19 protein-coding genes and 1 pseudogene are annotated in these 17,828 nt (G+C 70.2%); 8 read left to right on the top strand and 12 right to left on the bottom strand.

Going from position 1 to position 17,828, the window contains the following annotated elements; translation table 11 throughout:
• The first annotated feature begins 89 nt into the window (after positions 1-89).
• Positions 90-1,697, top strand: coding sequence for an AMP-binding protein (locus tag AB0C84_RS07230; protein WP_258940419.1), 1,608 nt, complete (start codon positions 90-92; stop codon positions 1,695-1,697).
• Between the two features lie 40 nt (positions 1,698-1,737).
• Here AB0C84_RS07230 and AB0C84_RS07225 read toward each other — a convergent pair whose 3' ends face one another.
• Together AB0C84_RS07225 and AB0C84_RS07220 are read right to left on the bottom strand one after the other, a co-directional pair.
• Positions 1,738-2,526 carry an NAD(P)H-binding protein gene (locus AB0C84_RS07225; protein ID WP_361062154.1) on the bottom strand — a complete coding sequence of 263 codons (789 nt, stop codon included), beginning with the start codon at positions 2,524-2,526 and terminating at the stop codon, positions 1,738-1,740.
• Between the two features lie 872 nt (positions 2,527-3,398).
• Complete coding sequence (locus tag AB0C84_RS07220) at positions 3,399-4,820, bottom strand: AAA family ATPase (protein ID WP_361062151.1); 1,422 nt, start codon at positions 4,818-4,820, stop codon at positions 3,399-3,401.
• Between the two features lie 113 nt (positions 4,821-4,933).
• Between AB0C84_RS07220 and AB0C84_RS07215 the strand changes: the two genes are divergently transcribed.
• Complete coding sequence (locus tag AB0C84_RS07215) at positions 4,934-5,440, top strand: DUF4240 domain-containing protein (RefSeq protein WP_361062148.1); 507 nt, start codon at positions 4,934-4,936, stop codon at positions 5,438-5,440.
• A 70-nt stretch (positions 5,441-5,510) separates the two neighbouring features.
• Here the strand turns inward: AB0C84_RS07215 and AB0C84_RS07210 are convergent, their stop codons facing one another.
• A complete protein-coding gene (locus AB0C84_RS07210) occupies positions 5,511-6,518 on the bottom strand; it encodes an SDR family NAD(P)-dependent oxidoreductase (protein WP_361062145.1) in 1,008 nt (335 codons plus the stop codon).
• 87 nt (positions 6,519-6,605) lie between these two features.
• Here AB0C84_RS07210 and AB0C84_RS07205 point away from each other — a divergent pair, with 87 nt between their 5' ends.
• Entirely contained in the window at positions 6,606-7,004 is a 399-nt protein-coding gene (locus tag AB0C84_RS07205) for a MerR family transcriptional regulator (RefSeq protein WP_361062142.1), read from the top strand.
• Positions 7,005-7,015: 11 nt separating this feature from the next.
• Positions 7,016-7,759 (top strand): hypothetical protein, encoded by a 744-nt coding sequence (locus tag AB0C84_RS07200; RefSeq protein ID WP_361062139.1) that lies wholly within the window; start codon positions 7,016-7,018, stop codon positions 7,757-7,759.
• Positions 7,760-7,901: 142 nt separating this feature from the next.
• On the opposite strand, the gene AB0C84_RS07195 is transcribed toward AB0C84_RS07200, so the two are convergent.
• From AB0C84_RS07195 to AB0C84_RS07170, 6 genes and pseudogenes are all read right to left on the bottom strand, one after another.
• Complete coding sequence (locus tag AB0C84_RS07195) at positions 7,902-8,525, bottom strand: hypothetical protein (protein WP_361062136.1); 624 nt, start codon at positions 8,523-8,525, stop codon at positions 7,902-7,904.
• A gap of 107 nt (positions 8,526-8,632) precedes the next feature.
• On the bottom strand, positions 8,633-9,052 hold the full coding sequence (locus tag AB0C84_RS07190; RefSeq protein WP_361062673.1) for a Type 1 glutamine amidotransferase-like domain-containing protein: 420 nt from the start codon (positions 9,050-9,052) through the stop codon (positions 8,633-8,635).
• Positions 9,053-9,583: 531 nt separating this feature from the next.
• Entirely contained in the window at positions 9,584-10,060 is a 477-nt protein-coding gene (locus AB0C84_RS07185) for an Imm26 family immunity protein (protein ID WP_361062670.1), read from the bottom strand.
• Between the two features lie 475 nt (positions 10,061-10,535).
• Positions 10,536-10,700: pseudogene (locus AB0C84_RS07180) on the bottom strand (DUF397 domain-containing protein); the annotation flags it as partial.
• A 96-nt stretch (positions 10,701-10,796) separates the two neighbouring features.
• The gene (locus tag AB0C84_RS07175; protein WP_361062133.1) at positions 10,797-10,985 is read right to left on the bottom strand and encodes a DUF397 domain-containing protein; all 189 of its coding nucleotides are present in this window, start codon (positions 10,983-10,985) and stop codon (positions 10,797-10,799) included.
• On the bottom strand, positions 10,982-11,791 hold the full coding sequence (locus AB0C84_RS07170; RefSeq protein WP_361062130.1) for a helix-turn-helix transcriptional regulator: 810 nt from the start codon (positions 11,789-11,791) through the stop codon (positions 10,982-10,984). The genes AB0C84_RS07175 and AB0C84_RS07170 overlap by 4 nt, the downstream gene beginning before the upstream one ends.
• Here AB0C84_RS07170 and AB0C84_RS07165 point away from each other — a divergent pair.
• The 4 genes from AB0C84_RS07165 to AB0C84_RS07150 are packed head-to-tail and all read left to right on the top strand — an operon-like array spanning position 11,781 to position 13,819.
• A complete protein-coding gene (locus AB0C84_RS07165; protein WP_361062127.1) occupies positions 11,781-12,341 on the top strand; it encodes an ATP-binding protein in 561 nt (186 codons plus the stop codon). The genes AB0C84_RS07170 and AB0C84_RS07165 overlap by 11 nt on opposite strands.
• Positions 12,341-12,592, top strand: a complete 252-nt coding sequence (locus tag AB0C84_RS07160; protein ID WP_361062124.1) for a hypothetical protein — start codon at positions 12,341-12,343, stop codon at positions 12,590-12,592. Before AB0C84_RS07165 ends, AB0C84_RS07160 begins: the two co-directional genes overlap by 1 nt.
• A 28-nt stretch (positions 12,593-12,620) precedes the next feature.
• Positions 12,621-13,229 carry a TetR/AcrR family transcriptional regulator gene (locus tag AB0C84_RS07155; RefSeq protein WP_361062121.1) on the top strand — a complete coding sequence of 203 codons (609 nt, stop codon included), beginning with the start codon at positions 12,621-12,623 and terminating at the stop codon, positions 13,227-13,229.
• Positions 13,226-13,819, top strand: a complete 594-nt coding sequence (locus AB0C84_RS07150) for a GNAT family N-acetyltransferase (RefSeq protein WP_361062119.1) — start codon at positions 13,226-13,228, stop codon at positions 13,817-13,819. Before AB0C84_RS07155 ends, AB0C84_RS07150 begins: the two co-directional genes overlap by 4 nt.
• Positions 13,820-13,822: 3 nt before the next feature.
• On the opposite strand, the gene AB0C84_RS07145 is transcribed toward AB0C84_RS07150, so the two are convergent.
• The 3 genes from AB0C84_RS07145 to AB0C84_RS07135 are packed head-to-tail and all read right to left on the bottom strand — an operon-like array spanning position 13,823 to position 17,776.
• Positions 13,823-14,434 carry a PaaI family thioesterase gene (locus AB0C84_RS07145; protein WP_361062116.1) on the bottom strand — a complete coding sequence of 204 codons (612 nt, stop codon included), beginning with the start codon at positions 14,432-14,434 and terminating at the stop codon, positions 13,823-13,825.
• Complete coding sequence (locus AB0C84_RS07140) at positions 14,431-16,608, bottom strand: acyl-CoA dehydrogenase (protein WP_361062113.1); 2,178 nt, start codon at positions 16,606-16,608, stop codon at positions 14,431-14,433. Before AB0C84_RS07140 ends, AB0C84_RS07145 begins: the two co-directional genes overlap by 4 nt.
• A gap of 7 nt (positions 16,609-16,615) precedes the next feature.
• On the bottom strand, positions 16,616-17,776 hold the full coding sequence (locus AB0C84_RS07135; RefSeq protein ID WP_361062110.1) for a steroid 3-ketoacyl-CoA thiolase: 1,161 nt from the start codon (positions 17,774-17,776) through the stop codon (positions 16,616-16,618).
• Between the last annotated feature and the right edge of the window lie 52 nt (positions 17,777-17,828).

Genomic DNA, 17,828 nt, shown 5'->3' with positions numbered 1-17,828 from the left:
GACGGCGGTCCCGCTGAGCGGAATGCCCTGGTGAAGCCCGTGGTGGGGCGGCCGACAATGAGCGCGTCCGGCGAGGAGGAGGGGTCCCGATGGAGATCGTCCGGAAGCTGACCGGTCCCGGCGGCGAGTTCGAGCTCCGCGAGGAGGACGTGCTCGGCGCCCCGATCCCGGTGTTCGCGAACCGCGCCCGCAGCCTCGGAGAGGTGCTCGTCCACTCGGCGTCCTACGGCGACCGCGACTACATCGTCACCGCGGACCGGCGGCTGAGCTTCGCCGAGCACGCCGCCGCCGTCGCCTCCATGGCGAAGGCGCTGCGCGACGACCTCGGCGTGCGCCCCGGGGACCGCATCGCGATCGACGCCGCCAACAGCCCCGAGTGGATCATCTCGTTCTGGGCGGCGATCGCCGCCGGGGCCGTCGCGGTCGGCTACAACGCCTGGTGGGCGCCCCGCGAGATCGAGTACGCCCTCGGCCACACCGATCCCAAGGTCGTGATCGCCGACGAGAAGCGCGCCGCGCTGATCTCCGAGGACGTGCTGACGGTGGAGAGGGACGTCCCGTCGCTGACGCGCCGCTACCCGGACGCCGTCCTGGAGCCGCCGCGGGTCGCCGAGGACGACCCGGCGGTCATCCTCTACACCAGCGGCACGTCGGGCCGCCCCAAGGGGGCCGTCCACTCGCACCGGAACCTGACCTCGGTGGTCGAGTACCACCGGTTCAACGACGCCCTGATGCGCGCCTTCGGCGACCCGGTGGACCCCGCGTCCCGCCGCTACCTGCTGGCGCTGCCGCTGTTCCACATCGCGTGCCTGCACAACCTCGCCGTCCCCCGGCTCGCCACCGGCACCGCCGTGATCATGCACGAGGGCGGCTTCGACGTGGACAGGGTGCTCGGCCTGATCGAGCGGGAGCGGGTGACGAACTGGGGCGCCGTGCCCACCATGGCGCACCGGATGATCGAGCACGGCGACCTGTCGAAGTACGACGTCTCCTCGCTCACGGCGTTCTCGCTGGCCACCGCGCCGTCCTCACCGGCGTTCAAGGAGCGGCTGCGCGCGGTGTTCCCGCCCGCGAAGGGCGGCCTGGTCGACAGCTACGGCCTCACCGAGTCGTGCACCGGCGTCTCCACCGCCACCCCCGCCGACCTGGCGGAGGCGCCGGGGACGCTCGGCCGCCCGTCGGTCGGGGTGCAGCTGGAGATCCGCGATCCGGACAACAAGCCGCTCCCCGACGGCGTCGAGGGCGAGGTCTGCGTCCGCAGCGCCTACAACATGGTCGGCTACTGGCGCGACCCGGAGGCGACCGCCCGCGCGTTCGACGCCGAGCGCTGGCTGCACACCGGCGACATCGGCATGGTCGAGCGGGGCCGGCTGCGGCTCACCACCCGCCGCTCCGACCTGATCATCCGCGGCGGCGAGAACGTCTACCCGGCGGAGATCGAGAACGTCCTCGCCGAGTACCCGGGGCTGCGCGAGTGCATCGTCATCGGCGTCCCCCACCCCGACCTCGGCCAGGAGGTCGCCGCGGTCGCCGTGTTCGCCGACGCCCCGCCCGCCGCCGAGGAACTGGCGGACTTCGCCCGGGAGCGCCTCGCCTACTTCAAGGTCCCGTCCCGCTGGCACGTCACCACCGACCCCCTCCCCCGCAACGCGACCGGAAAGGTCCTCCGCAGACAGGTCGAAACCGAAGTCCTCTGACCCGCCCGCGCCTCCGGGAGAGATCCCGGCGGCGGGGCGCTCAGCTCGCCGCCGCCTTGGCGGGGGTGGGGAGGCCGAGACGCTCGGCCTGGAAGTCCTCCCAGGTGCGCGCGCCCCGGTCGGTTCCTTCGATGGAGAGGTTGTCACCGGCGCGGTAGGCGCGTCCGGCCTTCCCGGGGATGCGGACCGGCATCGTCGCGCGGTGCTTGCCGCTCGCCTGGAGGTAGCCGCGGATGAGCGTGCCGATCGGGAACACCTTGGGGCCGGCCAGGTCGGGGACGCGGCCCGCGGGTTCACCGAGCGCCAGCTCCACGAGCCGTTCCGCGACGTCGCGCGCGTCCACCGGCTGGAAGCGGAGCCCGCCCGGAACCGGCACCACCGGGGACTTCGCCATCCCCCGCACCACCTTGAACACCAGGTCGTGGAACTGCGCGGCCCGCAGGATCGTGTACGGCACGCCCGACTCCTCCACGATCCGCTCCACCTCCATCTGGGTCTTGAGCCACGCCACCGGCACGCTGCCGGCCCCGATGACGGAGATGAGCACGAGGTGCTTCACACGCGCGCGCGACACGGCGCCCATCAGGTTCCGCGCGACCACGTCGTCGCCCTTGTTGCCGCCCGCGAGATGCATGACGGTCTCGATGCCGTCCAGCGCGGCGTCGATCCCCTCGTTCTCAGACAGGTCGCCGGTCACGTACTCGACGCCGTCGGCGGGCTCGCGCCTGCTGCGGCTGAGCACCCGCACGTCCTGCCCGGCCTCCCGCAACCGCGGCACGACCTGCCGCCCGAGCGTGCCCGTCCCACCGGTGACCAGGATGGCTGCCATGACTCCTCCAAGTGAATCCGCTCTGTATTCACCCGTCACGACTGCACCGCCGCCGAAAACGTGACATCGGCGCCGCCCCTCCTCCCGCGCCGCTCCCCCTACCCCGACCGGGCGCATGGTCGGTGGGCTGCGCGACAGGCGGGCGGGCTCGCCACGAGCACGGCCGCGGCACAGATCCGGCTCCGGGTGAAGGCAAGGTGCACGTGAGCTGTTTCCGGGCACGGCAAAGCCACCCTCATTTCCGATGCGGCGAATAAGAATGAGAGTCCCATTCAACACAGAGCTCGAAAGTTCTTCATTCACATGAACGACATCGAGCCGAATTCTGGATTGGCGCGCAAAAGGTGCTCCGACGCCTCGCCACGATGGGCGGGCGCCGGAGCCGGTGCTGGGGCCGCGGTTCCCGCGGTATCTATGAGAGCGCCACCAGTGCTGGTGGCGTCCTGCTCAGGAAGGTACTACCCGTGCGGGCAGCTGCCCTTCGGGGCACGACAAATGGGGCACTCGTCGGGCTTCATGGCCTTACCTCCGTTTGAAGACTTATCAACAGCGCTTCGCTGCCGACAATGTGAACCGTACCCGAACAAGAGATCCCGGCAACCCGTTGTGAGTCAGAACACAATTGAGGACGCATTGTCAACTTGATGACCTTGGAAAACAACAGAGAGGTGACTCGTCAATACGCTTGGCGTCGTTCTCCAGAAGCAGAACCTGAGAGCCCTGGGCATGTGACTGCCAACATCCGCGCCGCCCGTCGAGGCCGGTCAGGCTCGATCCGTGCTCGGCCGCAGACGGGGGGACCGCCGTTCTTCGGTTCGGTGCCCGCTGGGGTCAGGCGGAACGCCGGCCCGACCTGCCGGGTCAGCCTTCGACTACTGGCGCCAGGCGCCGATCACGTCGTCCGGGCCCCAGCTCAGGGCGACATCACCGGTGATGTCCGTGCCGGAGAGCGACACCACGACGAGCCCCGCGGTCGCCGGGTCCAGGCCGGGCACAGCGACGGCGGCCCGGCGGAGTTCCGCCAGGTCGCGGTCGTCGAACGGCCCGTTGAGCCACTTGATAGAGCCGGCGAAGCGGATCCGGTTCGCCACGGGGGCGCGGTCGGCGCCCACGAGGTCGACCTCCGGGTCGAAGCGGCGGTTCCACCAGCCGCCGACCGCGCCGACGTCCGGCCAGGGCAGGTCCGACAGCTCCAGGGCCTGCCGGACGAGCGGTTCCACGGCCCGGCCCCGCCACGACGTCCAGCGGCGCTCGATCAGGCGGAAGCCCGCGTCCGGCCGTCCCCGGCGGGCCTGCTCGTGGGCCGCCCGGAGGACCGCCAGGTAGAGACGCATGTTGCTGTCGGCGATCCGGTAGAGGGCGGGCTTGCCGGACTTCGCGGAGAGGGGGTGCTCCTCTGCGAGGACGCGTTTCTCCCTGGTCAGCCGGCGCAGGAGGGGCGACAGGGTCCCGGACGGGAGCGCCTCGCCGCGGCCACCGGCCGCCGCGGCGATGTTGGCGTGCGTCCGGTCGCCCGAGCCGATGGCCTCCAGCACGCGCCGCGCCGTGTCGGGGTTGGGGAACTCCGCCAGGAGGGACGCCTCCGGCACGCCGAACAGGGCCGCGGCGGGGTCGGCGCACTCGTCCCGCATGAAGTCCAGTGCGGGCGTGGCGTTCGGCCAGGTGCGGACGATGCCCGGCAGCCCCCCGGAGACCAGGTGCGCGTCGATGGCGTCGGCGGCGCCGAGCCCGAGCGCCTGGCCCAGGTCGGCCGGGTTCAGCGGACCGAGCACCATGTTGTCGGCCCGCCCGTAGAAGGGGCGGTCGTACGCGGTGAGGCGCTCCATCATGTGCAGGTCGCTGCCGAGGAGCAGGAGCAGGACGGGCTTGGACGACAGCAGCCGATCCCACGCGGTCTGCAATGCGCCGTCGAACACGGGGTCCTGCTCGGCGAGCCAGGGCAGTTCGTCCAGGACGACGATGGACGGCGTGTCCGGCAGGGACGCCGCAAGGACCCTGAACGCGTCAGGCCAGTTGCCGCCGTCCAGCTGGGGGACGAGGTCGGGCTCGCTCGGCAGGGCCGATTCCCTGAGGTCGCGGGTGAAAGTGGCCACCGCCTCGACCGGCGACGCCCCCTTCGTGGCGGCCGAGAACAGGTACGGCACGCCGGCGCGGTCGCAGAACTCCTGGACGAGCCGCGACTTGCCGACCTGGCGGCGCCCGCGCAGAGCCACGGCCGTCCCGGCCCCGGTGGCCGCGACCCGCTCCAGCCGCTTGCCCAGCAGCGCCAGCTCGGCCCTCCTACCGATGAACACCAGGCCCTCCCAGTTAGGTAGCCTGCATCTACGTAGATTCAGTCTACATAGATGCAGGCTACATTGACCGCCCGCGGCGGTGAACTGTCGGCGGGGCCTGGTTGGCTTCCGCCATGACCGACGAGCGTTTCTGGGACGTGATCGAAGCCGCGTGGGCGCCGCTGGGCGACGAGGTCGGCGCGGCGCGGCGGGCCCTCACCGCCCGCGACCCGTCCGCGGACGTCTGGGGGATGACCGAGATCTCCGTGGTCGAGAAGGCCCTGGACGCGTTCCTCGGCAACCTCGGAGCCGCCGCCCGCGACCTGTCCGCCGACGAGCTGACCGACCTCGACCGGTCGTGCGAGCGCCTGCTCCACGACATCGACCGGGCCGACGTCCACGAGGTGACGGACGGCTCCGACGACGGCTTCCTCTACGCGCGCGGCTTCATCGTCGCCATGGGCCGCGACTTCTACACGGCCGTGGCGGCGGACCCCCGCGTCGCCGTCCCGGACGCCGAGTGCGAGTCGATGTGCTACTTCTTCTCGCACGTCCACCGCGAACGCTTCGGCGACTTCCCGGACACCGGCTCGGGCATCTCCCGCGAGAGCTGCCGCAACCCCGAGGGCTGGCCGGACTGAGGCCCCGCGACGTGTTCGGGTCGGCGATGCGGGCCCGGTACGTCCGGGAACCGGCGATCCGCACCGCGTCTCAGAGCAGGGCGGCGTGGTACTGCCGGATGAGCCAGGCCTCGTCGCGCTGCTCGGCGACGACGGACAGCCGCACGTGGCGGTCCTCGCCGGCGGGGGCTGTGAAGGTCACGTCGGCGAACCCGCTCACCAGGCGCTCGCTCAGACGGGCCTCGCCGAGCACGCCGACCCTGGCCGTCGTGCCTTCGGGGACGTCGGCGTAGTAGGCGGCGATCTCCTTCCTGCCCCGGCGGAGGGAAGGGCTGATGCCTTGGAAGAGCGCGTCCGTGCTGAACAGCGAGGCCATTTCGGCGGGCCGGTGCCGGTCGAAGGCGCTCTGCCAGGCGTCCAGCAGTCCTGCGAGGACGCCTGGCGCCGAACGCGCGGTGTGCAGGACCTCGTGCTCCCACCGGTGCCGCGGCTGGCCGTGCAGGCGCCAGTAGTGCTCGGCGATGTCGTCGGGATCGAAGTCGGTGCCCGGCGCCACCGGTCCGTCGACGGTGACGCTGGCGGCGTGGACTCCGGCGTCCCCGTACCGCTGGTCGAGGATCCGGACCAGGGTTCGGACCCCTGCCTTGCCCAGGGACAGGCTCGTGTACTGCCATTTCGGCTCGGGCATGCCTCCGGTGAGGAGGATCGACCCGCTCCCGCGTTGCGCCATCGCCGGAGCCAGATGGTCCGCGGCGGTGAGCGCGCCCACGACGTTGACCGCCCATGCCTCCAGATGCCCGCGCGCCGGCAGCTCCCCCGGCGCGTCGGCCTGGACGATCGCGGCGTTGTAGACCACGACGTCGGGCAGGCCGTGTTCGGCGACGACCCGGTCCAGGACGGCGCGCAGGGCGTCCTCGTCGGCGCAGTCGGCCGCGAGGGTGAGGGCGGGCACTCCGCTGGGCTCGACGGCACGAGCCGCGGCTCGCAGCGTCTCGTCGCCGCGGGCCACGAGGGCGATCGGATACCCCTCCCGGGCGAACCTGCGCGCGACCGCCTGGCCGATCCCCGGGCCCGCTCCGATGATCACTGCTCCGGACACTCTCCGCCTCCTCGAAATCCTTCGTCGGGAATACTTGGCACGCTAAAGCGTCACATTCGTGTGAGGGTCAACCCGGGAGGAGAGTGGATGCGGATCGGTGAGCTCGCCGGCGCGACAGGGGTCAGCCGGCGGCTGCTGCGCTACTACGAGGACCAGGGGCTGCTGCACCCGGCACGGCTGGCCAACGGCTACCGGGAGTACACCGACGCCGACGTCACCGCGGTGCGCCACATCCGCGCCCTGCTCACGGCCGGGCTTCCCACCACGACCATCGCCCAGCTCCTGCCCTGCGTCCACGACGAGGAGGGACGGATGGTGCCGTCGTCCTGCCCGACCACGATCGCCCGGCTGCGGCAGGAGCAGTCGCGCATCACCGGGGCGATCACCCGGCTCAGGACGGCCCAGCAGGCGCTCGACTCGATCCTCGCCACCGCCCTGCACCGCCTCGGCCCCGTGTCCGCGGACCCCGCACCGCCGCGGGCATAGGCGGGCATCCGATGCGACTCACCGTGATCGCGGTCCTCGCCGTCACCGCGTTGGCCGCCGCCGGCTGCGCGGACGCCACGGCCCAGGAGGACGCCGCGGACGACGCGCGCGACAAGGCCAAGCAGGTGGTCAACGCCATGTACGGCACCCGGCTGGTCAAGGCGGACGACCTCGGCCACCACATCGCGGACCTCAAGGGCGTCAAGGTCCTGAAGGTGACGGGCACCGGAACCGGTGACCCGGGCGGCGTCCGCGTGGTCGTGCGGGTCTCCGGCGTCGCGCAACGAAACGAGGGCCTGTTCCAGGGCCCCGGCCGGGTCACCGCGGAACGCTGCTTCGAGCTGGCCTTCGACGGCAGGCCCGGCGAGTGGGACACCGCCCCGCCGCCCGCCCCCTGCCCCGACGGCGCTCCCCCGACCTTCGCTCCGTGGCCCGAGGCACCGCCGATCTCCGTCCCGCGGATCGAGCGAGCCCTGCCCAAGGTGAACACGCTTCCCTCGGGACGCGGCGTGGAGGAGAGGGATGTCCGCGCCGCGCTGGCGAAACTCGGCCTGCACCCCGCGATCAGAATCGAAACCGAGCCCCAGTCCGACTTCGCCGTAGGCGTGGCCCTGGTCTCCGGCGCCACGACGACCGGTGAAGGGCGCTGCGTCCTCGCCAGGGTCGCCCCAGGCAAGACGAAGGCATGGGTCCCGTCCCAAACCGAGACCGCGAAGGGCTGCAACCCCCACACCGCCCTGGGCACCGGCCGCTAGCGCAGTGACCCGTCGAGATACCGGTCGGGCGTTCGGTCGCGAACCAACGACGGGCGAACAGAAGGGCCCGGCAAGCCGCCGGGCCCTTCTGGGGGCTTCGGCTGGCGCCGAAGCCTTTGTGGCAGGTGACGGCCAGTGGCCGTTACCCCTGGCGGGGTCTGGTGTCCCTTCGATAGGTCACGCGCCCCCTGACGCCGAAGATCTTCAGGCCTTCGTCGTCCCAGCAACCGCGGAGAGCGACATCGCCTCCGATGGTGCTGATGAAGAGGCTCTCGGGGTGGTCCGCCCCGATCTGCACGGACCCTCCCTTCGTCCACGCCGTGAGGTCACCGCTGACCCGACCGACCTTGATGGGCCGGCCGTGGCGGCGCGTGGTCCTCACCTGGAACGAGGAGTACGAGGGAATCTCCTCGACCTTGATGCTCTTGGCGGCGTGCAGGTGCGCGACCCGGAGCGGGCCGGTCACGGTGATACGGCCCCACGTGTCCACGCGGATGTAGTCGGAGCCGCGCGGGACACGCATGATGACCGCTGTGAGGTGCGCGCCCCTCTTCCACAGGCGCTCACACCTGATGAAGACGTGCTTGTCGTTGGCGGGCTCCAGGATGGCCCGCTCGGCGATCCTCTTGAGGTTGACGCCCTCCAGGATGACCTGGATGTCCTCACGGTCCTCGGCGACGACGGTCACCGGAGCCGAACCGCCCACGATGACGGGACGGCGGTCGGACTGCATGGTCAGAAGGCGCTGACTGAGAAGACGACGCATGTCGTGCTCCTTGAGTGGTGGGTGTCTGGGTTGCTTGGCACACGCGGCTCATACGCGGGTGTCACCCACCACCGTCCCTGCCACGGGGTGATCGGCACATACGACGATCACCCCCGCCGCGCGGTCCGTTCCCGGGTCCGGTGCGGCAGCACGACGAACGGGACCAGGCCGAGCCCGGCGGTGGAGTCCACCGTCCCGGGATCGTCGGAACCTCGCAGCGGCCGCAGATCCGGCCCGGCGAGAGCCGCCCCGGCCGAGATCCCCACGTAGGCCAGGGACCCGTCGCCGACAGCGGGCACGGCAACGCGATCGAACCCGCTGCGACGAACATGCTCCAGCAGGAAGACGGGATACCCGCCGGTGACGAAAACGACCTGAGCGCCGCCCAGCACGCGCCGGACGTCGTCACCTGAGGCCCCTTCGAGATCGAGGACGTCCACCGCCAGCCCTTCGCCCCCGAGCAGTTCGGCAGCGGCACGAACGAACGGCGCGGACGGCAAAGGACTCGCCGCCGTAGGGACGAGCACAGCCCGGCGCGGCACGTCTGGCAGCGAGCCCAACCAGGCGGGCAACGCCCCCAACCCAGCCGACCCCAGAAACAACCGCGTCCCCAAGAACGTCACCCCCCGGTCGTCCCCCCGCCCCTACACGACCGAGCACCGACCCCAGCCGGGGCTCACCGTGGGACAGCGGTCAGGAAACCTGGACGAGGGCACGGAGCTCGTCCGGGCGCTGGATGGCGAAGGCAGGCGTGTGTCACCATTCGCGGCCATGTGCAGGCCAGATCAAGCGCGAGCCGGGGCGAAGCGCGGGCCATAGATCCAGCTAATTTGACCTCGTGGCCTTTACCGCGTCCGTGTGCGTGTGCAGGTCCCGGAAAAGCTCCTTTCGAGACCGACAGTATCGCCGCAGTGTCGCCGCTACTCTCCGGTGACATCGGTGCGAACCGGTCCGGTTACGCCTGCCTGGCCAATCGTGACCACCTCAAGAAGGTGGAGATCCTTTGGGACCAGCCGATCCACTGACCGCCGGACGCTGCTAACTAGAAATACCGGTGTTCAGTCGCTCGCGGGAGCCACACCCAAAGCCTCGCTGATGGCGTCGTCAAGCGTCAGATAGCTATCCAAAGCGAAAAAACCGCAGGGCTCGATGCGCTCGGCGAGCACATCACCACGGTCGTTGAAATAGACTTTTCTGAGCGGATTGTAGAAGCAATGCCTTGCGAGCACGTCACTGTCTTCGAGCGGCGCGTGCGCAACGTTCTCAAAGAAGCCCTTGAGCCAGGGCTGCCGGTTGATGAACTTCGGTGGGACCAGCAGGTCGTCCACCGTCAGCGCTCCCAACTCGGGGACCTTCTCCTTCGAACGATGGCCGTAGAGGTAGATGAGGTTGTCCCCCGGCATGGGAGAATCACCCATCGGCATGTCGACCCTGATCACCCGGCCGAACATGAAATGCTCGCTGGCCTGAGGAACGCGGAAGGCGAAGACATCGCCCTCCCGCAGCTTCCGCCGGGACGGTTTCAACATCTCCATGTTCGGCACTTCGAACCCACCTAACAGCCATTAGACTTAAGCCATGCGTCAACCAATGTTACGGCACACTTGCTATACTCGCAACGCCGCGGACTGATGCAGTTGATCTTATCAACGTAGTGTGAATTCCGATTGATAATGGCTTGCTCGATCGCGCGCGGCTCGCCTTGAGTTACTCCCGAACCGGACGTGATCGGTGAAATCCTGAATCTCGCGCCGCGTTTCGATTGCCGCTTCCCAAAATTGTGGAGCCTGGCGGGAAGCCCCTTGGCCAGGATCCTGGCGAGCGCGGAGCCGGTTCCCCCTCCTTGATCGGCGGCATGCCGGGCGCCTTGCCGCACCAGACCGGATTCACCGTGCAGGGCAGCGAGCCCAACCAGGCGGGCAACACCCCAATCCAGCCGTCCCCAGAAACAACCGCGCCTCCGTCACGGCCAAGCCCCGACCACAGCCGGGGCCCGCCGCGGGACAACGGTCAGGAAACCTGATCGCCGCGCTTCAAGCGGTCCATCAGCAGCCCGAATTCCTCAGGAGTGAGGATGAGATGACCAATCTCCAACGCTCTGCTGTCCCGAACACCGGCCGCGTTGCTCAAGGAAGCCAGTTCCACACATTCCTCTGTGCCACCTGCACCGCTGTAGCTGCTCTTTCGCTAGATCGTCATGAGCACATCCTCGTCGTAAGACAGGGCACGAAGGACTCCCGGCCCGCCGAGTCTCGCTCCAGTGGAGGGCGGTCAGAAGTCTCGATCGTTTTGCTTCAAACGGTTCATCAGCTGCCCGAATGCCTCAGGAGTGAGGACGAGGTGACCAGCCTCGGGCGCTTTGCTGTCCCGCATGCCGACGTGGCCACCAAGGTTGGTGACCTCCACGCACTCATCTCCTTGGGTGTTGCTCCGGCTCGCCTTGCGCCACACCACGCTCATGCCATGCCCTCCATAATTCTTTCGATCAACACCCGACTGTCAGTTCGAGACAACGCGTCTGCCCCGATGCGGTCGAATCGTAAGGCGAGGCCAGCCACCTCTGCGGATTCCTGCGCCAGCCTCCCTCCGCCCAGTGCTTCGAGGTAGGCCACCCGCTCGTTCCTGGTCGAGATGACCGTGAAGGATCCGTCCAGTCCCATATGGGCCCCAACACGGCGCGGGACGGCCCGAAGAACAAAATTAGGCGAGCGACTGACCTCCAAGAGGTGAGCCAACTGGCGTCGCATGACCGCTGGTCCTCCGACCGGCTGCTCCAAGGCACTCTCGTTGATGAGGACCCACATCTCCGGAGGGTGCTCCGTCCCCAATACCGCCTGCCTCGACATGCGCGCCGCGAGTGCGGCCTCAACGTCACCTACGTGACCGGCGACGAGCAAGGCACGGGCATAGTCGGGAGTCTGCAGCAGCCCATGGACGATCGATGAACTGTAAGCCTTGACGATGCATGCTCTGGCCTCGTAGAGGACGAAAGTCCTGAACCAGTTTCGATCATGCCCCTCTTCGGCGAACTTGCGCAGTCGAGCGAAGTGTCCGCCGGTGCCCCACACCGCGTCCAGAGTTTGGGCCTGCATCTTATTTGGTTTTCGGATGCCACTTTCGAGATTGTGTACCTGCTGCTTTGTGACACCAAGGATCTTGCCTACCTCGGCCTGTGTCAATCCCCTGCCTTCACGATGGAAGCGCAGGTCGAAGGCCAGCCAAGACCAGAGCGAGTCGTCAGGATCAATACCCGGCATGGGCGCCATCGCCGACCTCCCCCAGTACACGCCGTCAACGAATACCCCACAGCTTAAACACGACCGCGCGAGTCTGCCCTTGAAAGAGACAGAAAGAAAGGAGGCGGATATGGAAAATAGCACTATCAACTCAGGCGAGTTGGACATTCGTTGTCTTGCGGCGCGGGCGACGGCGGGGCTGGTGCGGACGTTGGTGGGGTTTCGGCTTCGTGAATGGGGGCTTACGGGGATCGCCGGGGACGTTTACCAGGTAGCCGGTGAATTGGTCGCCAATGCGGTGGAGGCCGCCCTTTATCGGGAGATCCGGGTCAGGTTCGTGCGAGAGGTGCGAACCGTCATGCTCGCGGTGTGGGACTCGTCCGATGCCATGCCCGTGCTGCGTCCTATCGTCGAACTGTCTCTGGAGGACATCGTCCCGGACGCGCGGGCGCTCGAACCTGGGCACGACGCCGGGACGCGGGGGCGGGGCCTGCCGATCGTGCAAGCGCTGGCCGCAGAGTGCGGGGTCACCAGAACCGAGCCGCACGGCAAATGGGTGTGGGCGCGGGTGGCCTTCTGATGGAGCGGCTCCTGCTGAGGTGGCGTACCCGCCGGGGACACCGGACGGCGGTGCGGTTCCTGGAGATGCTCGCCAGGGCGGTCGGGTCGCGAGGCTGGCGTTGCGTCAGGCTCTATGAGCCCGAGGAGTTCCCCCTCCCGGTGCCGCTGCTCTGGGTCTATGCGAGCGGCGTCGCCGAGGACGTCGGGGGTGACTGCTTGGCGACGAAGAGGCCCTCGGCGGCCACGCAGTCCTCGCCTGCCGTAGAGTGAACCTAAGTTCATTTCATCCGGAGGTTCCATGCCGCGCACTGCCGAGCAGAATGCCGCGCTGCGCGCGGCAACGCTCGAGGTCATCCAGACGGCCGCCGTCCGGGTGTTCGCCCGCCGAGGGTTCGCGGCGTCGACCGTCCGCGACATCGCGCGAGAAGCGGACGTGAGCATCGGGTCGATCTACCGCCACTACGCCACGAAGGACGAGCTGTACCTGGCCCTGCTCGACCAGGCTGTCGCCGGCCTCGTCGCGCTCACGGCCGAGATTTCGGGAGAGGGGCGGCCGGTGGACCTGATCCGCGCGTTCACCGCCCGCTTTCTGGCCGACGTCACGGCCGACGACGGCGCCGCCGAGTTCGTCGTCGTCGTCAACCACGGGGTCACCACCGACACGCCCCCCGGCACGGTCGAGCGGATCGTCGGGGCACAGCGCTCGATGTGGCGCGCCTTCGAGGAGTGCGTGCGGCACGGCCAGGCCGAGGGCGAGTTCGGCAGCGGCGATCCGGCCGAGATCACGGCATGCTACTTCGCCACCCTCGGCGGTCTGACGACCATGCGGCTCGCCCTCGGTGCCGAACTCGCCGTCCCGGACGTCCACATCGTGCTGAGAGTACTCACGGAAGGAGTGTCCGGATGATCGAGGTCAGGCGCGGCGACGAACTGGGCGAGGACCACCGGCGGCGGATCACCGCGGTGCTGGTCCACGGCTTCGCCCAGGACTTCGCGTTCTTCTCCTCCGACCCGCGGAAGCTCACCAATGCCTTCGAGCACATGGTCCTGCTGAACCGGTTCTACGTCGCCCTCCTGGACGGCGAACCCGCGGCCGTCGCCTCTGTCACCGCGGGTGCGCAGGAGTGCTTCGCGCCCCGATGGTCCGAGATCCGACGCCACCTGGGCGCGGTGCACGGCACGATCAGCCACCTCGTCCTTCGCTCCCAGTTTCTCGGCGCGGCGGACGAGACCCGGGCGGGCCTGGCAGAGATCGGCTTCGTCACGACCGAGCCCGGCAGCCAGGGACGCGGGGTCGCGACCGCGCTCATGCGGCACATCCTCGCCCTTCCCGACTACGACGAGTTCGTGCTCCGCGATATCAAGGACACCAACGCCCCAGCGCTCGGCCTCTATGCCAAGCTCGGGTTCACCGAGTACCGGCGGCGCCCCGTCAGGTTCGCCCGGCGTGCGGGGTTCACCGACTACGTCTCCATGCGACTCGCTCAGACGGGGTGACGGTCAGCGGGGGCGGGGCGGGTACTTGGCGATGAAGAGGCCCTCGGCGGTCACGCAGTCCTCGCCGCCGGCCTGGATCGCTCCAACAGTGCGGATCTTGCGGCCGTCCACGGAGACCTGGCGGGCGCTGATCGTCAGGGGCTCGAAGAGGGGCGTCAGGCGGTGGTAGCGCAGGGTCAGTTCCGCCGTCATGCCCGACTTGCCCGCCCATCCGTTCGCGACGCCGAGGGTGTGGTCCAGGAGGAGGGCCGAGATCCCGCCGTGGACGCTGGACGGCGGGCCCTGGTAGGGCAGGCCCAGTGTCGCGGTGGCCTCGATGGTGCGGGAGTCCGCGGCGGTGTATTCGAGCGGCGGGGCGATCGGGTTCTCGGGGCCGGTGACCGGGTCGTGGCGGGTGTTGCCGTCGCCGCGCCACATGTCGACCAGGCGGTCGCGCAGCGGCGGGGCCGCCGCCTCCAGGTCGTCGGCCACGGCGTTCAGGCGGTCGGCCACGTCGGCCATGTCGGCACCGGAGAGGTCGCCGGAGCGGACCAGCGCGTCGACGACGCGGCGGGCCGCCGCGGCCGCCGCGTCCACGCCGGTCACCTGGTGCTCGGCCTGCAGGTCCAGGGTCACGACGCCGCCTGCGGGTCGCGCGGCAGGCCGAGGAGGCGCTCCCCGATGATGTTCAGCTGGACGTCGGTGGTGCCGCCCGCGATCGACATGTTGCGGGAGTTCAGGAACATCCAGGTCGGGTCGTCCATCCCCCCGCGCCCCTCGCCGGCGAGGGCCTCCGGGCCGATCCAGTCGACGGCCGTCTCCCACACCTGCTGGATGTGCTCGACGCCGATCAGCTTGCCGATGCTGGACTCGGCGCCGGGCTGGCCTCCGGCAAGGGATCGCAGCGTCGTGCGCAGGCCGAACAGGCTGCTCGACTGCGCGTCGCAGAGGATCCCGCCGAGCGTGGTCAGGCGCTCGTCGTCCGCGTCCGTCGCCAGTTTGAGGAGGGCCTCCCCGCCGCTGCCGAGGGACGAGTCGTTCGAGAGCGAGACCCGCTCGTTCGCCAGGGTGGTGCGGGCGAGCTTCCAGCCGTCGCCCGGCGCGGCGACGAGAAGGTCGTCGGGGATGAAGACGCCGTCCAGGAACACCTCGTTGAACAGGGTGTCGCCGGTCAGCTCGCGCAGCGGCCGGATGTCGATGCCGGGCGACCTCATGTCGAGCAGGAAGTACGACAGGCCCTTGTGCTTCGGGACGGACGGGTCGGTGCGCGCGAGCAGGATGCCCCAGTCGGCCTCGCGGGCCATGGACGTCCACACCTTCTGCCCGGTGATCTTCCAGCCGCCCTCGACCTTCTCCGCCCGGGTGCCGAGGGCGGCGAGGTCGGAGCCCGCCCCGGGCTCGGAGAACAGCTGGCACCAGCGGATGTCGCCGCGCAGCGAGGCGGGCAGGAACCGCTCGTGCTGGGCGGCCGAACCGTGCGCGATCAGCGTCGGCACCACCCAGTTGCCGATGATCATGTCGTGGGCGCGCAGGCCGGCGGCGCGCATCTCCTCGGCGATGACGAGCTGGGACACGGCGTCGGCGCCCTTGCCCCAGGGCTGGGGCAGGTGCGGCGAGGTGTAGCCGCGGTCGGCGAGGTAGCCGAGGCGCTCCTTGCCGTCCAGGGCCTTGGCGGGCTCCAGCTCGGCGCGGACCTCGACGCGAATCCGCTCGGCCTCCGGGGGGAGTTCGACGCGCAGTTCGCGGCGGACGCCGTCGAGGGTGAGGCGGGCGACGCGGCGGCGCCAGGACGCGGTGGAGCCGAGCAGGACGCGGAGGGTCTGGGCGCGGCGCAGGTAGAGGCTCGCGTCGTGCTCCCAAGTGAAGCCGATGCCGCCGAGGGTCTGCACGCAGTCCTTCGCGGTCTGGAAGGCGGCCTGGACGCTGGTGGCCCCGGCGACCGCGGCCGCCAGCGACGCCTCCCGCGCCCCGCCGTCGTCGTGGGCGCGGGCGGCGTCCCAGGCGCAGGCGCGGGCCTGCTCGGCGTGCGCGAGCATCCGGGCGCAGCGGTGCTTGACCCCCTGGAACTGCCCGATGGGACGGCCGAACTGCTCGCGGACCTTGGCGTACTCGGCGGCCGTCGCCGTCGCCCAGTCGGCCAGGCCGGAGGCCTCGGCGGCGAAGAGCACCGCCGCGAGGTCGGGCACGGCCTGCGGGTCCAGGTCCAGGACCGAACGGCCGGGGACGGCCCGGTTCTCCAACCCGACGCGGGCCAGCCGCCGGGTCAGGTCGTGGCTGGGCAGTTCGTCCACCCTCACGGCGTCCCGGGGCAGCACGATCCAGGCCGTCGCGTCGCCGTCCTTCACCGGAAGGACGAGCACGTCGGCCAGGGGGGCGCCGAGGACGGGCCCCGACGTGCCGGTCACCATGATCTCGCCGCCCGAGCGGGAGATCGTCAGGCTTCCCGCGTCCAGCCCCACGGCGCCGACCGCGCTCCCGTCGGCGAGGGACGGCAGGTGCTCGGCGTGCCCCGCCCGGTGCAGCACGGCGCTCGCCAGCACCGTCGGGAGGAACGGTCCAGGGGTGACGGCGCGCCCCAGCTCCTCCAGGACGACGGCCAGCTCGACCAGACCGTAGCCCGCGCCGCCGGCGTCCTCGGGGAGGTGCAGGCCGAGCAGGCCCTGCGCGGCGAGGTCGTCCCAGAACGCGGGCGCCTTCTCCCGCCCGGCGTCCACGGCGGCGCGGACGGCCGCGGGCGTCACCTGCCGGGAGGTGAAGGCGCGCACGGCGTCGCGCAGGTCGCGGTGCTCCTCGGTCAGCCCGATGGTCATGTGCTCCTCAGATCCGTTCGATGATGGTGGCCGTGGAGTGCGCGCCGCCCGCGCACATCGTGACGAGGGCGGTCGACCTGTCGGACCGCTCCAGCTCGTTCACGGCCTGGGTGATGAGGCGGGCGCCGGTGGAGCCGACCGCGTGGCCGAGGGCGATGGCGCCGCCGTTGACGTTGACACGGTCCATGTCGGCGTCCAGCACGGACGCCCACGACAGCACGACCGACGCGAACGCCTCGTTGATCTCCACGAGGTCGATGTCGGACAACGTCATCCGGGCCCGGTCCAGCACGTGCCGCGTCGCGTCGATCGGCCCGTCCAGGTGGTAGTACGGGTCGGAACCCACCATCCCGGACGCGACGATCCGGGCGCGGGGGCGCAGCCCGAGCGCGGCGGCCCGGTCCGCCGCCATCAGCAGCACCGCCGCGGCGCCGTCGCTGATCTGCGAGGAGTTGCCGGCGGTGTGAACGCCGTCCGGCAGGACGGGCTTCAGCCCGGCGAGCGCCTCGGCGGTCGTGTCGCGCAGGCCCTGGTCGCGGGACACGACGGCGGTCTCCCCGGTGGGGCCCTCCTTCGTCATGACCGGCGCCTCGATCTCCAGGATCTGGCCGGCGAAACGGTCCCGCGCCCACGCCGCGTTCGCCTTGACCTGCGAAGCCAGCCCGAACGCGTCCGCGTCCGCGCGGGTGATGCCGCGCTTCTTCGCGATGCGCTCGGCCGCGGTGAACTGGTCGGGCATGTCCAGCTCCCAGCCGTCCGGCGCCGGGCTGCCGGTCTCCGGCGTGAGCGCCTGGCCGAGGAAGACGCGGCTCATCGCCTCGACGCCGCAGCCGATGCCGGTGTGCACGGCCCCGGACGCGATCAGCCCGGCGACGAGGTGGACGGCCTGCTGGGACGACCCGCACGCGCAGTCGATCGTCGTGCACGCCGTCTGGTACGGCAGGCCCGCGTACAGCCAGGCGTTGCGGGTCACGTTGTTGGACTGCTCGCCCGCCTGCGTCACGCACCCGCCGACGACCTGCCCCACCGTCGCGGCCTCGACGCCCGCGCGTTCGAGCAGCCCGCGCTGCACCGCCCCGAGCAACTGCGCCGGGTGGAGCCCCGAAAGGGCCCCGTACCGCTTGCCGACCGGGGTCCGGACGGCATCGACGATGACGGCCTCGGGCATGGAGGACACTCCTTTACACGACGAACGAGCAGATCAGTGCACCACCGGGCCC

It is taken from the genome of Actinomadura sp. NPDC048955 (assembly GCF_040649435.1).
GTDB lineage: Bacteria > Actinomycetota > Actinomycetes > Streptosporangiales > Streptosporangiaceae > Spirillospora > Spirillospora luteofluorescens.
This window is presented reverse-complemented; position numbering and strand designations above follow the sequence as displayed.

What these genes read in the sequence shown, in the direction of transcription:
- AB0C84_RS07205 (WP_361062142.1), top strand. Translation starts at nt 6,606, where the DNA reads ATGCGGATCGGTGAGCTCGCCGGCGCGACAGGGGTCAGCCGGCGGCTG.
- AB0C84_RS07150 (WP_361062119.1), top strand. Translation starts at nt 13,226, where the DNA reads ATGATCGAGGTCAGGCGCGGCGACGAACTGGGCGAGGACCACCGGCGG.
- AB0C84_RS07170 (WP_361062130.1), bottom strand. Translation starts at nt 11,791, where the DNA reads ATGGCGCCCATGCCGGGTATTGATCCTGACGACTCGCTCTGGTCTTGG.
- AB0C84_RS07140 (WP_361062113.1), bottom strand. Translation starts at nt 16,608, where the DNA reads ATGACCATCGGGCTGACCGAGGAGCACCGCGACCTGCGCGACGCCGTG.
- AB0C84_RS07155 (WP_361062121.1), top strand. Translation starts at nt 12,621, where the DNA reads ATGCCGCGCACTGCCGAGCAGAATGCCGCGCTGCGCGCGGCAACGCTC.
- AB0C84_RS07195 (WP_361062136.1), bottom strand. Translation starts at nt 8,525, where the DNA reads ATGCGTCGTCTTCTCAGTCAGCGCCTTCTGACCATGCAGTCCGACCGC.
- AB0C84_RS07225 (WP_361062154.1), bottom strand. Translation starts at nt 2,526, where the DNA reads ATGGCAGCCATCCTGGTCACCGGTGGGACGGGCACGCTCGGGCGGCAG.
- AB0C84_RS07200 (WP_361062139.1), top strand. Translation starts at nt 7,016, where the DNA reads ATGCGACTCACCGTGATCGCGGTCCTCGCCGTCACCGCGTTGGCCGCC.
- AB0C84_RS07160 (WP_361062124.1), top strand. Translation starts at nt 12,341, where the DNA reads ATGGAGCGGCTCCTGCTGAGGTGGCGTACCCGCCGGGGACACCGGACG.
- AB0C84_RS07165 (WP_361062127.1), top strand. Translation starts at nt 11,781, where the DNA reads ATGGGCGCCATCGCCGACCTCCCCCAGTACACGCCGTCAACGAATACC.
- AB0C84_RS07215 (WP_361062148.1), top strand. Translation starts at nt 4,934, where the DNA reads ATGACCGACGAGCGTTTCTGGGACGTGATCGAAGCCGCGTGGGCGCCG.
- AB0C84_RS07135 (WP_361062110.1), bottom strand. Translation starts at nt 17,776, where the DNA reads ATGCCCGAGGCCGTCATCGTCGATGCCGTCCGGACCCCGGTCGGCAAG.
- AB0C84_RS07230 (WP_258940419.1), top strand. Translation starts at nt 90, where the DNA reads ATGGAGATCGTCCGGAAGCTGACCGGTCCCGGCGGCGAGTTCGAGCTC.
- AB0C84_RS07185 (WP_361062670.1), bottom strand. Translation starts at nt 10,060, where the DNA reads ATGGAGATGTTGAAACCGTCCCGGCGGAAGCTGCGGGAGGGCGATGTC.
- AB0C84_RS07175 (WP_361062133.1), bottom strand. Translation starts at nt 10,985, where the DNA reads ATGAGCGTGGTGTGGCGCAAGGCGAGCCGGAGCAACACCCAAGGAGAT.